Origin of the sequence: Pseudoalteromonas sp. MIP2626, from assembly GCF_013414205.1 — a bacterium.
Classification (GTDB): Bacteria; Pseudomonadota; Gammaproteobacteria; order Enterobacterales; family Alteromonadaceae; genus Pseudoalteromonas; species Pseudoalteromonas nigrifaciens.
The window spans coordinates 1-16,000 of the sequence record NZ_JAATTW010000066.1; the positions used below are offsets into that span (position 1 = coordinate 1).

A 16,000-nucleotide genomic window follows, 5' to 3' on the forward strand; every position below is an offset into this window, starting at 1 on the left:
CATGTATGGGCTCCTTAGTAAAAGTTTGAACACTTATTACGTTACTTCTGATGGAAGTGGGAGTCCATACATCTGTTAACCTTTGCGGATTAAAATTCGTTCAAACTAGGAGCGATTTGATCGCGGCGCGAGGTTTGTAACCTAGTAGGCTCGGTAACTGCTCCTGCGTTATTCTACTGGCTTACATCCATGTGTAAATAAGTAAAAACCGAGCAAAGCTTTTGCATCCTGCTCATGCCCCTAACAAAGAGTTAACCGCCCCTAGACAGACCCTTCGGGCAGCGCATGTTTGGCATTAATGCTGCGTTATCGCCTATTTATGGGGAATAACCACACCACATAGGCTCTGCCTTGTCTAAATACCAAACACACTGCTGCAAACTCAATCTTGAAAGATCAACAGACCTTCAAGTTTAACATGGCAAAAATAATCTGTTTGAAAAATTATTTGTATAGTTACTGTTCGCTAAGCGAGTGATCATAGGGTATATGCCATTTGGTGATCAACCACAGTGAAAAAAATTATAAAGGATCGCTATGATCTTTGATCCATTATGCTAGAATGCTCGTCCAGTTATTTAAATGGATGCAAATAATGGCAATGACTAACAGCGGATGTAACGCTTAAAACTTTTTTCCACATTGGTAAAAAAATAATAAAAAAAGAACCTCGTATTATCTTTTTTAGTAAAAACAACCAGTTAACTTTATTTCTAAGCGTTTTTTAATGCTTTGGAAGAATGGCCTGTGGCTGTTATCTACAAAGTTATCCACAGTTTGTTCTGAATTAATCAACATCAGTAGTATTAATTCGCAGTCGTTTTATTCACTGCCTTATGGCATGCTTATAATTATCTTACTTTTTGTATTTAGGATCCAAATTCACCATGGCTCAGATCCCCGAAAACCCACTTATTTTAGTTGATGGCTCTTCATATTTATTTCGTGCTTATCATTCACCGCCACATTTAACTAACTCAAAAGGTGAAGCGACCGGAGCGATATATGGTGTGATCAACATGCTAAAAAGTTTGATCAGACAATATGATCCCTCGCATATGGTGGTTATATTTGACGCTAAAGGCAAAACCTTTAGAAATGACATGTATAGCGAATATAAAGCGAACCGTCCGCCAATGCCAGATGACTTACGCACGCAAATAGCGCCAATCCACCGTATTATTAAGGCAATGGGTTTTCCGCTTATTAGCATTGAAGGTGTTGAAGCCGACGATGTAATTGGTACGTTTGCGCGCATAGCTTCAGAGCAAAAGCGCCACGTACTGGTTTCTACCGGCGATAAAGATATGGCGCAGTTGGTAAATGAACATGTAACGCTTATAAACACCATGACCGACAGTATCTCGGATCCTGTTACTGTAGTTGAAAAGTTTGGTGTGGGCCCAGAACTTATTATCGATTATTTAGCTTTAATGGGCGATAAAGTAGATAACATTCCAGGGGTAGAAGGGTGTGGTCCTAAAACTGCGGTTAAGTGGTTAGAAAAATACGGATCGCTACAGGGCGTTATGGATAATGCCAGCGAGATCAAAGGTAAAATAGGAGAGAAGTTAGCAGCTGCGCTAGATCATCTGCCTTTAAGCTATCAACTTGCCACTATTAAGTGTGATGTTGAGGTTGAGTCGGATCTTGATACCTTTAAGTTACAAGAGCCCAATAAAGATGAGCTAATCGCGCTTTATGGTGAATGTGAATTTCGTCGTTGGTTAGCTGAGTTACTCGATAACCCTAAAGATACCGAAACACACTTAGCTGTTCCCACTGAGGCTAACGAAGTACCAAAAGTAGCAGAGGCACAATACGAAACTATTTTAACCGAGAGCCAGTTTGATGCATTAATAGAGCAGCTAAATGATGCTGAGCTATTTGCCTTTGATACAGAAACAACCAGCCTTGATTACATGCAAGCACAGTTAGTAGGTATGAGCTTTGCGGTAAAAGCCGGTGAAGCTGCTTATTTACCCGTTGCTCACGACTATCCAGGTGCACCTGAGCAACTAAGCCTTGAGTTTGTAATGCAAAAATTAGGACCTATTCTAGCCGATGCCAAAAAAGCTAAAGTAGGGCAAAACCTTAAATACGATAAAAGCGTATTAGCAAATGCGGGTTATGAATTAAACGGTATTAAGTTTGATACCATGCTTGAATCGTATGTGCTTAACAGTGTGGGTACGCGCCATGATATGGATTCACTGGCACTTAAATTTTTAGGCCATAAAAATATCAGCTTTGAAGATATTGCTGGTAAAGGTAAAAAGCAACTTACTTTTAATCAAGTAGAGCTAGATAAAGCGGGCCCCTATGCCGCTGAAGATGCAGATATTACGCTGCGTTTACACCAAGTTTTATGGCCAAAATTAGCCGCTGACGAAAAACTAAAATCAGTATTCGAAGATATAGAAATGCCACTGGTTAATGTTATTTCTGATATTGAACGCACAGGTGTAGCAATAGACAGCAAAATGCTTGCTGCGCACAGCCAACGCTTAGGCGAGCGTTTATTGGAGCTGGAAAAAGAAGCGTATGAAATAGCGGGTGAACCATTTAATTTAAGTTCTCCAAAACAACTACAAGTATTGTTGTTTGAAAAACTGGAACTGCCAATAATTAAAAAAACGCCTAAAGGCGCGCCTTCTACCGCAGAAGAAGTATTACAAGAATTAGCGCACGACTATCCACTGCCTAAAGTAATTATTGAGCACCGTGGTTTATCAAAGCTTAAATCAACCTATACCGACAAATTACCGTTAATGGTTAACGAGAAAACGCAGCGTGTGCATACCTCGTATCATCAAGCCGTAACGGCAACTGGGCGTTTAAGTTCAACCGATCCTAATTTACAAAATATTCCAATTCGCTCAGAAGAAGGGCGTCGTATTCGTGAAGCGTTTATAGCGGCCGATGGCTATAAAATTGTCGCTGCCGATTATAGCCAAATTGAGCTACGTATAATGGCGCATCTTTCACAAGATAAAGGTTTATTAAGTGCGTTCGCTAATGGTTTAGACGTGCACAGTGCCACTGCAGCAGAAGTATTTGGTGTAAGTTTAGAAGAAGTGACCAGCGATATGCGTCGTAAAGCTAAAGCGGTTAACTTTGGCTTAATTTATGGCATGTCGGCATTTGGTTTAGCACGCCAGCTGGATGTGCCACGCCATGAAGCGCAGCATTATATTGATAAATATTTTGAGCGTTTCCCAGGTGTTTTAGAGTATATGGAAACAACGCGTGAAAAGGCCGCTGAAAGCGGTTATGTAGAGACTATTTTTGGACGCCGTTTATATTTACCAGAAATAAAAGCCCAAAATGGTGCACGAAGAAAAGCAGCTGAGCGCGCAGCAATCAATGCGCCAATGCAAGGCACTGCTGCCGATATCATTAAAAAGGCAATGTTAAGTGTACACAGTTGGGTATACGAGCAAGCTCCCAATACCGTTAAGCTATTAATGCAAGTACACGATGAGTTGGTATTTGAAATTAAAACAGACTGTGTTGATGCTTACACAAAGCATATTTGCGAACTAATGTCGCAAGCGGCTACTCTTGATGTACCACTTATAGTTGAAGCTGATGAAGGCGACAACTGGGAACAGGCTCACTAAGTTTATATAATAAAATGACAAAAAAGTGCCTAAGGGCACTTTTTTTATGTCAGTTTAAAAATATTAATTACTTAAATAAATAGCCGCATTAGTTACATAAAAGTTAACTAAAGAAAAGACCGATGTTAAATCATAAGGTGTTGGCAAATATACACAAATTATCTAGAATTTTATTGTACTAGTGCGCTGGCTTTTGTTAAAGTCGCGCCGTCCTCATCCTGTAGGACATCCTGTTGATGATGCATCTGCGAAGATGCAATTATTCATAGCTTCTCCCCAGTTTGCTATACCGGCCTATCATATATTTGATGGGCCGTTTTTTATTCCTAACCTTAATTATTCCCCATTTATTATTCTATAATTACACTTAATCCTTTAGGTGATACCATCATAAGCTCATAAAAAGTACTTTCTATTCATTTGTGGTTCTAATGAATGGGGTATTGTTCATTTATAGAAGGAATTCGTCATGTTTAAAGCATTAGCTATTGCAGGTTTGTCGTTATCAAGTTTAGTTATTTCTAATATCGCTCAGGCCGATTGGCAGTTAGTAAACGATAAAAGCCAATTAAGCTTTGTTTCTATCAAAAAAAATAGTATTGCTGAAGCAAATCACTTTACTAATATTGAAGGCAAGTTATCAGATAAAGGTGAGTTTAGTGTAAATGTAGACTTAACCTCGGCAGAAACACTGATCCCCATTCGTAATGAGCGTTTAACAAAATTATTATTTGAAGCCGATACATTTGCAAATGCCATATTAACCGCAGATCTAGCATCGCAGCTCAGCAGTATTAAAAAACCTGGCCAGTATGTGCTTAAAGGGATTAATGCGGAACTTGATTTTCATGGTAATAAAAAGCCGCTTACTATAGATGTGCTGGTTAGCAGTGCAGAAAATGGTGATTTAAGTGTGTCTTCTTTCAGTCCTATTATTATTAATAGTAATGATTTTGCAATTACAGAGGGCATTATGGAATTACAAAAATTAGCGGGTTTACCGTCAATTGCGACTGCCGTACCTGTTACTTTTGCACTGACATTTAAAAAGCAGTGATTTCCCTTAGCCAACTAAGCAAGCAATTAAGCGAGCCAAGCAAACCCTTTGATAGTTGGCAACCAACTCACTGTGGATCATTGCCAATGGTTATTAACGACCAAGGGCAATGGTTTTATGCTGGCAGTGAAATAACACGCCCGGCTATGGTAAAGCTGTTTGCCTCGGTATTGTGTAAAGAGGGTGAGCAGTTTTATTTAAAAACGCCAGTCGAAAAAATAGCCATCACGGTTGAAGACGCCCCCTTTATTATTGTTGCCTGGCGATTTGAAAATACCGAGCAAGGACAAGTGCTTTGTTGTATAGATAACCTAGACAGACAATGGCTCATCAGTGCTGAGCAACCTATATATATACAAGACTACAAAGATGCAGCCGTGCCTTATATACAACTCCCTTATGGGTGCTGTGCACGCGTGGCAAGAAGTGTATTTTATCAATGGGCAGAAATAGCCCAGACAGACAAACAGGGTTATTTTATAACATCTGCCGGGGAGCCGTTTTATTTATCCTAAACTCGAGTAATAGCGGATAATAATGGCTTAGGTTTGTAATGCGTGCGTGGCAAGAAGTGTATGCTATTAATGCAATGGGCTAAAATAGCCAATACTGATAAACAGGGTTGTTTTATAACATCTGCCGGGGAGCCGTTTTATTTATCCTAAACTCGGGTAATAGCGGATAATAATGGCTTAGGTTTGTAATGCGTGCGTGGCAAGAAGTGTATGCTATTAATGCAATGGGCTAAAATAGCCAATACTGATAAACAGGGTTGTTTTATAACATCTGCCGGGGAGCCGTTTTATTTATCCTAAACTCGGGTAATAGCGGATAATAATGGCTTAGGTTTGTAATGCGTGCGTGGCAAGAAGTGTATGCTATTAATGCAATGGGCTAAAATAGCCAATACTGATAAACAGGGTTGTTTTATAACGTCTGCCGGGGAGTCGTTTTATTTATCCTAAACTCGGGTAATAGCGGATAATAATGGCTTCGGTTTGTAATGCGCGCGCGGCAAGAAGTGTATGCTATTAATGCAATAGGCTGAAATAGCCGAGACAGATAAGCTCGGCTATTTATCGAATGTGTAAGCTTTTAAGCCTTGCAGAATAAATTAACTTGCTGGGTTAGTGTCATCGTTAAGTATTTTTTCAGCAGGTGGTACCGCTACAACAGGGCCTAAAAACCATTCATCAAGTTTTTTGGCAACGTCTGGCAAGCCAGTACCTTTTAGTGATGAAAATGCATGTACCGTAATATCACCATCAAGGGCGCTTAATTCACGGCGAACTTTAAGTACTTGTGATTGACGCGGACCTTGTTTAAATTTGTCTGCTTTAGTTAATAGCGCTAAAACAGGAATTTCACTGCTAATAGCCCAATTAATTAAATCACGGTCTAAATCTTTTAATGGATGACGAATATCCATTAAAATTACAATACCTTTTAAACTCTGACGCTTTTGTAAATATTCGCCTAGCGACTTCTGCCATTTCTTTTTCATTTCAATTGGCACTTTAGCAAAGCCATAGCCTGGTAAATCGATAAGGCGCATGTCATCAACATCAGCAAGTTCAAAGGTATTTATTAGCTGAGTACGTCCAGGAGTTTTACTGGTACGCGCTAATTTTTGGTCGGTAAGTGCATTAAGAGCACTTGATTTACCTGCATTGGAGCGACCGGCAAACGCAACTTCAATTCCCGTATCAGCAGGTAATTTAGTAATGTCTGGAGCGCTTGTAACGAAAGACGCGGTATTATATTTGATACGAGATTTGAGCACGGGCTCTCCTAAAACTTAAAAATGATCACATTGAGCTAAATTCGCTCATGGGGCGTATTTTATACTATAAAGGAGTTATTAAAAAGCTGTTAAACCACCATATACAGCACATTTAAACCAAGTTAAAGCTTAACCTAAGGCAAAACCCTATAAATTATAAGTTTAATATGAGTAGAAAACGTGCCAGAGAATTTATTATCGTGTAGAATATAAAAATCACAACATCCATATTGTAGATGATACAGGGTCGGAAACAGAGAATTCACCATGAAAAAAATAGCACTATCTTTAACTATATTGCTTGGTGCGTTGTCAGCAAGCAACGCAACAGCATTTGAAGGCGATGTAAACGCAGGTAAAGAAAAATCAGTAACGTGTGCGGCTTGTCACGGCCCAGACGGTAATGCACCGATTAATATCTATCCTAAGCTTGCGGGTCAACATGCCGATTATATTTATAAGCAACTTCAAGACTTAAAACTAGGTATGACCTCAGGTGGCAAAAAAGGTCGTATGGATCCGGTTATGAGCGCAATGGCTATGCCATTAAGCGAACAGGATATGAAAGATTTGTCGGCTTATTTTGCATCACTAAACATGAGCGAAGAAGCTACGCCTAAAGACGTAGTTGAAACCGGTAAAATACTTTACAAAGCAGGTGATGCAGATCGTGGTATTCCAGGATGTGCTGCATGTCATGGCCCTCGTGGTAATGGCTCGTCACTTGCAAAATTTCCAAAAGTTTCTTTTCAGCATCCAGGTTACGTTAAAGCGCAACTTGAAAAATTTCGTGATGGCACACGCCAAAATGATTTAAATGGTGTGATGCAAGATATTGCAAAGAAATTAACAGATAAAGACATTGAAGTACTTTCGCAGTACTTAGGTGGCTTACACTAAAGTTGTATTTATTTAATTATTATTAATGTAATAAACTACAATATGTACAAAAAAGCAGCTTAGGCTGCTTTTTTTGTGCTTAAAATTACTTTTATAGTCTTTATTCATGTAAGACATTGACCATGCATAGCTGTGAGATAAGTCTTATTTTAAAAACCATTAAATTGTTAACTTGATGTAATGTAATGATTTTTGTGTTTTTTGTTATAATCCTTTTAATAAAAGATATATAAATTAGTTGTAACAAAATTATTAACAGGTACATTAACCCCTGTCGCAAAAAACAATAACAAAATGGAATAAGCTATAAGGACAGTAGCGCGACACGACTACATAGCACAAATTGGTGCTAGCAAAGGAAATAACAAAAAAGCGTTAGGAAGACCGAAAATAATAAAAACTCATGGAAGTTTAATAATAAAAACAAAATGGAATGCTACACGGAAGGTAAAAATAATAATAATAGGGATAGGTAAAAATAATAACAATAATAAAGACTAAAAAGTCGAAGGGAGAAGTGTCCAGATAATGGCGCTCAGATTAGTAGGCGGTAGAGATGTTTTCTCTACCGCCTTTTTATTTGTCCTGTTACAATAGCCACCGTTTAAAAACGAGCAGTAAGCTGTTTTAAGCGCTAAATAGAGAAACCCAGCCTCTAAAGCGCAAACTGAATTCTTCTGGCTAGGCCAGCATTGCGATGCCCATTGATTTGCGCCTCGCCCAAAACCTCTTAAGTGAGATGATCAAGATATGAGTAGAACTAAAAAGTCACGCAAAAGCCCAGCAAATGGACCAGTACGTTTAAGCCAAGATAAGCTTAAAGAAATGCGTGCATTAAAAGAGCAACGTGTTAAAAAAACCAAAGGTGCTAAGCCTGGATCTCGTAATACCCCTGAGCTATTAAATGATGATAGCCAAAAAAGTAACACGGGAACTAAAGATAAACGCATTGGCAGTAAAAAACCTGTGCCATTAATAGCTGTTGCAGCTGCACCTAAAGTAGAAATAAAACGTAACTTAAAGCCAACTGTTGAGCTTAAAAAGTCAGCAGAGCCAGAGTTTACGCCTGAGCAAGAGCTAGAAGCACTTGAAAATGATGAGCGCTTACTTAAATTAGTAGAGCGTCATGAAAATGGCGAAATGCTAACGGGTAAAGATGCTAAGTACTTTAATAGTCGTATTGCTCGTCATCAAGCATTGTGTAAATTGCTTGGTATCGAGGATGAAGATGAAGAAGAGTTTGAAGATGACTTTAGCGAAGAAAGTAATTCAGACTTCGATCAGTATTTATCGAACGATCTTGCTAACGAATGGTTAGACGAAGAAGACAAGTAATAAGGGTTATTAAATGAGTACAGCGGTGATCTTAGCCTTATTTGTAGGTGCTGCTATTATAGTGGGCTTAGCATTTTATGCGGGTCAGTTGCTTTATAAGTTAAGCGCGCAAAAAAAACTGATTGTTAAAAAGCAGGCTGAGCAACAGCAAAAGCTTAAGCAGTCGCGTTTAAAGCGTAACGCCAAATTAGCCGACAGCATTCATTTAATCGCGCGTGCAATGCATGAACAGCAGTGTGAGTTTTCAGAAGGCTGTTTACGTATTTGGGTACTTATGTCGCAATATGGTTTTGAAGACGAGCAAGATTTAACGACAAAATACTCGGGCATTTATAAAATGTACCAAGTAGTTAAAGAAATGCCGACTCATGATGCGCGTAAAAAATATACCAAAAAAGAAATATTTAAGTTAGATACAGCTCGCTGGCGTGCCGAAGAGACACATAAAGATGAGATTATAGCTGACTGCGCTAAAATTATTATTGAGTTTAAAGCCGCCCCTGGCAGCGAAAACGTGGTATTTAATTAATCAGCGTTTAAATAATTTAAAGCACAAAATACAAAAGCAGACCTCAGGTCTGCTTTTTCGTTTTAAATTTACTACTCGGGCTGAGGGTTAAATAACCCGAGAAAAACGCGTTGCATTTAGCTGTTTTTGTAAGTGAGCGTCAAAGCACATACAAATAATACGAATAAATAAATTACCTCTAGCAGTGACACTAATCATATTATTTTCAATAGTGACCATCCCATCAGCAATTAAAGGCTCAATTGCCGTTAGTGCATCAGCAAAGTAGTGGTTAAAGTTAAGTGCATGTTTGGCACTAAATGCCTCCATATCTAACTCAAACTGGCATATAAGCTGTTTAATTGCATCGGCGCGTATTACATCATCGGCACTTAAGTGCATGCCTTTGGTGATGGCACAGCCGCTTTGCGTTTCTACACTATGATAATAATGCTTTAACTCTTTTTGATTTTGTAAAATGGCAGTGCCAATTTGTGATATAGATGAAACCCCTAAACCTAATAAATCGCAGTTTCCGTGGGTAGTATACCCTTGAAAGTTACGGTGTAATTGCCCCGCATTTTGTGCCACAGCGAGTTCGTTATTAACTTTAGCAAAATGGTCCATACCAATAAATTGATAACCGGCTTGAGTCATTTGCTCTAAGGTGTTTTTAAACATAGTTAGCTTGTTGTGTGCACTGGGTAAGTCGGCATCTTTAATTTTACGTTGTGCTGCAAAACGCTCTGGAAGGTGAGCATAATTAAATACCGAAACACGATCAGGGCTAAGCTCAAGCAACTGCTCTATGGTTTGTTTAAAGCTTTGTGGCGTTTGCAATGGGAGGCCGTAAATCATGTCGGCATTAATCGATTTAAACCCTAATTCACGGGCTTGGGTGATTAACTGCTTTACTGTATCGGCATTTTGCGGACGGTTTACTGCTAGCTGCACTTCATCATTAAAGTCTTGAATACCAAATGATACGCGGTTAAAACCTAAGTTACTTAAATCAACCAACATGTTATCGGCAAGCGATCGAGGGTCAATTTCAATACCACGCTCAGTGGCGTCGGTAAAATTAAAGTGCAGCTCCAAAAGTTTAACTAAACGGCTCATTTGCTGCGTAGTTAAAAAGGTAGGTGTACCACCGCCTAAATGTAGTTGCTCTAGGGTGTAGTCTTTAAATAGAGGCGCTTGGGCTGCAATTTCTATGGCTAAAAAATCAAGGTAGGTGTCGGCTTTTGACTGATGGCGAGTAATAATTTTATTGCAGCCACAGTAATAACAAAGCTGACTACAAAACGGAATATGTATATATAAAGACAATGCACGGCTGTTTGATGACTCAATCGCACTGAGTAAGTCTTGCTGTTGATAGCCCTCAGTTAGCGACAGTGCCGTGGGGTACGATGTATAACGTGGGCCAGACACATTATATTTATTTATTAGGGTTTGATCCCATTTTGGAAGTTTAATCATCACGCGCACCTTGGTATATTATTTAGGTGCTGATTATAAAAAAATGTTTAGCAGGGCGGGTTGATCTACAACAAAAAAAGGTGCCGTAGCACCTTTTTAAAGTATATTTTTTAATCTGTTAGTAAGTAACTTGATGGGCATCTTTCAAATATTGAAATAGCTCTTTGTAACCTCTACCAGGTTTTTCATCTTTCGCTTCTTTAGCTGCATTACGAACTAGCTGGCGCATTTGTTGACGATCAAGCGATGGGAACTGCTCTATAGTCTCATTGATTAGGTCATCACCTTGTTCAATTAGGTCTGCACGTAATTGCTCAATTTTTTTGACCAACACTTCAGCTTGGTTATTTTTATTAAGCATAACATCGATAATTGATCTTATAGCATCGATGTTCTCTACGGTGCGCAGTGTTTTAGCTATGTAGTTTAAATGACGACGATAAGCATCGCTTTTATTGCTAATTTTATCGGCAACAACCATTGCGGCTTTTAAATCATCATTTAATGGCAAGCGCTCACGCTGCTTTTTACCCATTTTGGCAATTTCAGTCCCTAACTGATGAAATTCTTGTGCTTCACGCTTCAGTTCGGTTTTTGAGACATATTCAATTTCTTCTTCAATATCAGCAGGCTTGCTTTTTTTCTTCGCCATGGGGTGCTCTTAAATAAAAATAACTTCTGCCATTATACATGATTATCATACAGAGGAATATTAGCTGATGTGATGCATTGAGTGTGTTAGCATTTAAATATAAAAAATGTGTGCAACATTGCCTTCAAGGCTCAGGACTTAATTTATGAAAAGCCAACAACACGATCCAATTTATTCTCAAATATCTCAAGTAAAAGATGCGGTAGCAGCAGTGCTCGAGCATGCGAAAAAACTCGGTGCCACAGCGGCAGAAGCGGCTATGTCTAGCACTTCAGGGCTGTCGGTTAGCACTCGCATGGGCGAAGTAGAAACCATTGAGTTTAACCAAGATGGCGGTTTAGGCATTAGTGTGTATGTAGGTAATAATAAAGGCTCTGCGTCTACCGCAGATTTAAGCCCTAAAACGCTACGCACTGTGGTTGAAAAAGCCATTGATATTGCAAAATTCACCTCAGACGACCCTTTTAACGGTGTTGCAGATAAAGAGCTACTTGAGTTTTCACCCAAAGATCTCGATTTATACCATCCATGGGATGTAAGCCCAGAGCAAGGTATTGAGTTTTGTCATGCTGCAGAGCAAGCAGCGTTAAATGCGGATGGGCGCATTGTTAACTCAGACGGCGCAAGTTTTTCATCGCACCAAGGTTTGCGTGTTTATGGCAATAGCCATGGTTTAATTGCTGGTTTTCCGCGTACTCGCCACAGCATAAGTACTATGGTAATTGGTAAAGATGGCGAGCAAATGCAACGCGACTCTGCTTACACCGTAGCACGCGATCAAGCTGGTTTAAATGATGCCGCAGCAGTGGGGCTTGAAGCCGCAGCCGAAACTTTAGCTAAATTAAATAGCCAAAAATTAGGCACCATGAAAGTACCAGTAATATTTAGAGCTGACATTGCTAATTCATTATTTGGCCATTTAGTGTCGGCCATTGGTGGTGGTGCGCTGTATCGTAAATCGAGTTTTTTACTCGATAGCCTAGGTACACAAGTATTTAGCAATTGCGTAAATATTGCCGAGCGTCCGCATATACTCAAAGGGCTCGCATCGTCGCCGTTTGACAGCGAAGGTGTTAAAACCTTTGATAGAGAAATCATTCAAGGTGGCGAGTTACAAACTTACCTACTTGCAAGCTATGCTGCGCGTAAAATGAATATGACACCAACAGGGCACGCTGGCGGTATACATAACTGGTTAGTTGAGCAAACACATAGCGATTTAACCGCGCTACTTAAAACCATGGGTACAGGCTTATTAGTAACAGAGCTAATGGGGCAGGGCGTAAATACAGTAACTGGTGATTACTCGCGTGGTGCGGCTGGTTTTTGGGTAGAAAATGGCGAAATCCAATATCCAGTAAGCGAAATTACCATTGCCGGTAACTTAAAAGATATGTTTAAAGGAATATCAGCTATTGGTGGCGACATAGAGCGCCGTGGTGGCATTCAAACTGGCTCTGTGTTAATTGAACAAATGCAAATAGCGGGCGCTTAGTCACTGCGCTCAGTGTATACTCAAGTCGAGGGTTATTTCGATTTGAGTAACCGCATTATTGAGTTTTTACGAGGTGTTAAATGGCTAAAGACAGGTATGCGCCAAAACCATTAACTGACATTATGGCAGGACTGAATAACCGCTTGTCGGCTTATGCAGGTAAAAGCCAAGCACTCGATACCCAGCAAACCTTACTTAAAGACTTTTTAGGCCCCAAACTGGGTGATAAATGCCGCGTGAGTAACTACCGCGATGGTACTTTAATGATCGAAGCGGTATCTGCGCCTATTGCGCTTAGACTAAATTACTTAAAAATGGATATGCTCTCGCATTTTAGAGCCGCGGGCATGGCAGAGCTTGGGCAAATAAAAATTACCGCTAATCCACAAGCAACACAACGCTTGGGCGCAGTAAGTAAAACCATTAATACCCCAATAACTAATTCTCGTAAAATGAGTGAACAAACAGCCGATTATTTAAATGCCATAGCCGCCTCAGCCCCCCCTTCGCTAAAAGAAAAATTAGAGCGTTTAGCACTGCACGCAAAGCGTAAAACCTAGCTGCTAATAACTCGTTTATAAGCTCACATAGTTATTGATAGCACTATGTGGGTCACTCATCGCATTAAAATACTTTGTTACATATTCAATTTTATTGTTACCCCAATGGGGTTTATGATAGCTACTTAATACGCCTATTAACTAGGTTGCAGTTAATGCTTATTTCATTAAGTAAAAGTACATAAAATGTCATTACGCAGCTTTATGCTGCTGGTATTTGAATATTAATGAAATAGGTATTTATTTTAACTAACAAACGGAATCCTTATGATTAAAATAACAATGACCGCCGCAGGTATTGCGCTGGCACTTGGGTTGGTTGGTTGTGGTGAACAACAAGAAATTAAAGTAAACGAAACTCCCGCGGTTAGCGCTCCAGTTCCAGCTCCTTTTGCCTTAGGTATTGAGCTGGAAAATATGGATAAATCGGTACGTGCTCAAGATGACTTTTATTACCATGTAAATGGTCAATGGCTAGCTAAAACCGAAATTCCTGGCGATAAATCTAACTATGGTTCGTTTTCGCAATTATATGACGAGTCGCAAAAGGCGATGAAAATAGTACTTGAAAGTGCGGCAGCAAATAGCAATGTTGAAAAAGGCAGTGATGAAGCAAAGTTGGCGGCATTTTATAATAGCTACATGGCAGAAGAAGCGCGCGAAGAACTTGGCATCCAGCCACTTGAGCCATCATTGGCAAGCATTGACGCCGTTAAAGGTAAAAAAGATTTAGTTACTTTAATGGCGCAATTACAGATTAAAGGCGGCGACTTGCCATTTGGTTGGTATGTAAATAATGACGCTAAAAACTCCAGCGAAAATGCATTGTATGCGTATCAAGCTGGGTTAGGTTTACCCGATCGTGATTATTATTTAAAAGATGATGAAAAGTTCACTAAAATTCGTGCTTCTTATCAAGCTTACATTGCTAAAATATTAGCCAAGTCAGGGGTTGAAAATACAGAGGCTGTGGCTAAAAATGTATTAGCGCTGGAAAAAAATCTTGCTGAGGCGCAGTGGAGTCGAGTAGAGAGCCGTGATGCAACCAAGTCTTATAATAAAATGAGCCTTGCACAAGCAAATAAACTAATGGGTGACTTTGATCTTGCTAGTTACTTTAAAGCGATAGGCATAAACACCGAAGAGTTAATTATTAGCCAGCCGAGCTACTTTGAAAAATTTGCGACTATTTATAAAAACACCGATTTAGCAACATGGCAAAATTACCTTAAGTTTCACTTTGTAAGTAACTACGCTCAGTTACTCGATAAAGAGTTAGTGGACCTTAAGTTTAACTTTTACAGTACAACTTTACGTGGTGTAGAAGAACAAGCGCCACTTTGGAAGCAAGCGGTTGATGCTTCAAACAGTGTGCTAGGTGAGATTTTAGGTAAAGTGTACGTTAAAGAGAACTTTCCACCAGAAGCGAAAGCGCGTATGGAAGAGTTGGTTGATAACGTAATTAAAGGCTACGGTGTTGCGATTGAAAATTTAGAGTGGATGAGCCCGGAAACTAAAATTGCCGCTCAACAAAAGCTAGACAAGTTTACACCTAAAATTGGCTACCCAGATAAGTGGAAAGACTTCTCAGCACTAGAGATTAACCCTGATGAATTAGTCGGTAACTACATTCGTTATAGCGAATGGGCTTACAGCGATATGATTGCCAAATTGGGTAAACCAGTAGACCGCTCAGAGTGGCACATGACACCACAAACTGTGAATGCATACTACAACCCAGTAAATAACGAAATTGTGTTTCCAGCAGCTATTTTACAGCCGCCATTTTTTAACTTAGAAGCAGATGATGCAGTAAATTACGGTGCTATTGGCGCGGTAATTGGTCATGAGTTAGGCCATGGTTTTGACGACCAAGGTGCTAAATACGACGGCGACGGTAATTTACGTAACTGGTGGAGCGAGTCAGACCTTAAACAGTTTGAACAGCGTACTGCGGCTTTAGTTGCTCAGTATAATGAATACAAACCTTTTACTGATGCTGGCGTAAATGGTGAATTGACGTTAGGTGAAAATATTGGTGATTTAGGCGGCCTTACGGTTGCGCATAAAGCGTATATGCTATCTTTAGGTAACTCTAAGGCTCCAGTGATTGATGGCTACACTGGCGATCAGCGCTTCTTTATGGGCTGGTCACAAATTTGGCGTCGTAAGTATCGTGATGAAGCGCTGCGTAACCGCTTAATGACCGACCCGCATTCGCCTAGTCATTACCGCGTAATTGGTATTTTATCGAATATGCCTGAGTTTTATAAAGCATTTGACGTTAAAGAAGGCGACAAAATGTATATTAAACCAGAGGACCGCGTAAAAATTTGGTAATTTAATTACCTAACTAAAAAGTACCTAACTAGAAAGTACCTAACTAGAAAGTACCTAACTAAAAAGTACCTAACTAAAAAGTACCTAACTAAAAAGGCCAGCAAGTGTTAACTTGCTGGCCTTTTTGTTTGCCCAGCGAAGCTGGCAAACCCGATAGGCTGAAAGATGCCTTATCACCCTGACTAAGGGGAAGATAATCTGAATGGCAAGGGCGTCACTGGCCAACGGTGGGGTCTGAAGGAAGCCATAAGAAGTTAGAGGTACA

General features: G+C 39.7%; 12 protein-coding genes and 1 pseudogene. 9 read left to right on the forward strand and 4 right to left on the reverse strand.

All coding sequences use genetic code 11. From position 1 onward, the window contains the following. Positions 1-887: 887 nt before the first annotated feature. The 3 genes from polA (at position 888) to HC000_RS16790 (ending at position 5,195) form a co-directional block, all read left to right on the forward strand. Positions 888-3,623: a DNA polymerase I gene (gene polA, locus HC000_RS16780; protein ID WP_179808250.1), complete on the forward strand. Its 2,736-nt coding sequence runs from the start codon at positions 888-890 to the stop codon at positions 3,621-3,623. 469 nt (positions 3,624-4,092) lie between these two features. Then, positions 4,093-4,680: a YceI family protein gene (locus tag HC000_RS16785; RefSeq protein ID WP_011329398.1), complete on the forward strand. Its 588-nt coding sequence runs from the start codon at positions 4,093-4,095 to the stop codon at positions 4,678-4,680. Further along, positions 4,677-5,195, forward strand: coding sequence for a DUF1285 domain-containing protein (locus HC000_RS16790; protein ID WP_041454598.1), 519 nt, complete (start codon positions 4,677-4,679; stop codon positions 5,193-5,195). The genes HC000_RS16785 and HC000_RS16790 overlap by 4 nt, the downstream gene beginning before the upstream one ends. Before the next feature lie 599 nt (positions 5,196-5,794). Here the strand turns inward: HC000_RS16790 and yihA are convergent. Further along, positions 5,795-6,463 (reverse strand): ribosome biogenesis GTP-binding protein YihA/YsxC, encoded by a 669-nt coding sequence (gene yihA / locus HC000_RS16795; protein WP_058374289.1) that lies wholly within the window; start codon positions 6,461-6,463, stop codon positions 5,795-5,797. A gap of 267 nt (positions 6,464-6,730) precedes the next feature. On the opposite strand from yihA, the gene HC000_RS16800 reads away from it, so the two are divergent. From HC000_RS16800 to HC000_RS16810, 3 genes are all read left to right on the forward strand, one after another. After that, the gene (locus HC000_RS16800; protein ID WP_011329395.1) at positions 6,731-7,363 is read left to right on the forward strand and encodes a c-type cytochrome; all 633 of its coding nucleotides are present in this window, start codon (positions 6,731-6,733) and stop codon (positions 7,361-7,363) included. Between the two features lie 750 nt (positions 7,364-8,113). Then, positions 8,114-8,698: a Der GTPase-activating protein YihI gene (gene yihI, locus HC000_RS16805; protein ID WP_011329394.1), complete on the forward strand. Its 585-nt coding sequence runs from the start codon at positions 8,114-8,116 to the stop codon at positions 8,696-8,698. Between the two features lie 13 nt (positions 8,699-8,711). Beyond that, entirely contained in the window at positions 8,712-9,227 is a 516-nt protein-coding gene (locus HC000_RS16810) for a DUF2489 domain-containing protein (protein WP_011329393.1), read from the forward strand. Positions 9,228-9,314: 87 nt separating this feature from the next. Here HC000_RS16810 and hemN read toward each other — a convergent pair whose 3' ends face one another. Then, positions 9,315-10,688: an oxygen-independent coproporphyrinogen III oxidase gene (gene hemN / locus HC000_RS16815; RefSeq protein ID WP_011329392.1), complete on the reverse strand. Its 1,374-nt coding sequence runs from the start codon at positions 10,686-10,688 to the stop codon at positions 9,315-9,317. 118 nt (positions 10,689-10,806) lie between these two features. Next, positions 10,807-11,340: a ribosome biogenesis factor YjgA gene (yjgA, locus tag HC000_RS16820; RefSeq protein ID WP_011329391.1), complete on the reverse strand. Its 534-nt coding sequence runs from the start codon at positions 11,338-11,340 to the stop codon at positions 10,807-10,809. Positions 11,341-11,485: 145 nt separating this feature from the next. On the opposite strand from yjgA, the gene pmbA reads away from it, so the two are divergent. The 3 genes from pmbA (at position 11,486) to HC000_RS16835 (ending at position 15,735) form a co-directional block, all read left to right on the forward strand. Then, positions 11,486-12,835, forward strand: coding sequence for a metalloprotease PmbA (gene pmbA / locus HC000_RS16825; protein WP_179808251.1), 1,350 nt, complete (start codon positions 11,486-11,488; stop codon positions 12,833-12,835). A gap of 80 nt (positions 12,836-12,915) precedes the next feature. After that, on the forward strand, positions 12,916-13,395 hold the full coding sequence (locus HC000_RS16830; RefSeq protein ID WP_011329389.1) for a DUF721 domain-containing protein: 480 nt from the start codon (positions 12,916-12,918) through the stop codon (positions 13,393-13,395). A gap of 267 nt (positions 13,396-13,662) precedes the next feature. Next, positions 13,663-15,735 (forward strand): M13 family metallopeptidase, encoded by a 2,073-nt coding sequence (locus tag HC000_RS16835; protein WP_179808252.1) that lies wholly within the window; start codon positions 13,663-13,665, stop codon positions 15,733-15,735. 84 nt (positions 15,736-15,819) lie between these two features. On the opposite strand, the pseudogene HC000_RS18450 reads toward HC000_RS16835, so the two are convergent. Then, positions 15,820-16,000: pseudogene (locus tag HC000_RS18450) on the reverse strand (hypothetical protein); the annotation flags it as partial.

Bases quoted from the DNA above. Each gene is read 5' to 3' on its own strand.
- polA (WP_179808250.1), top strand. From the start codon at position 888: ATGGCTCAGATCCCCGAAAACCCACTTATTTTAGTTGATGGCTCTTCA.
- HC000_RS16785 (WP_011329398.1), top strand. From the start codon at position 4,093: ATGTTTAAAGCATTAGCTATTGCAGGTTTGTCGTTATCAAGTTTAGTT.
- HC000_RS16800 (WP_011329395.1), top strand. From the start codon at position 6,731: ATGAAAAAAATAGCACTATCTTTAACTATATTGCTTGGTGCGTTGTCA.
- yihI (WP_011329394.1), top strand. From the start codon at position 8,114: ATGAGTAGAACTAAAAAGTCACGCAAAAGCCCAGCAAATGGACCAGTA.
- HC000_RS16810 (WP_011329393.1), top strand. From the start codon at position 8,712: ATGAGTACAGCGGTGATCTTAGCCTTATTTGTAGGTGCTGCTATTATA.
- hemN (WP_011329392.1), bottom strand. From the start codon at position 10,688: ATGATTAAACTTCCAAAATGGGATCAAACCCTAATAAATAAATATAAT.
- yjgA (WP_011329391.1), bottom strand. From the start codon at position 11,340: ATGGCGAAGAAAAAAAGCAAGCCTGCTGATATTGAAGAAGAAATTGAA.
- pmbA (WP_179808251.1), top strand. From the start codon at position 11,486: ATGAAAAGCCAACAACACGATCCAATTTATTCTCAAATATCTCAAGTA.
- HC000_RS16830 (WP_011329389.1), top strand. From the start codon at position 12,916: ATGGCTAAAGACAGGTATGCGCCAAAACCATTAACTGACATTATGGCA.
- HC000_RS16835 (WP_179808252.1), top strand. From the start codon at position 13,663: ATGATTAAAATAACAATGACCGCCGCAGGTATTGCGCTGGCACTTGGG.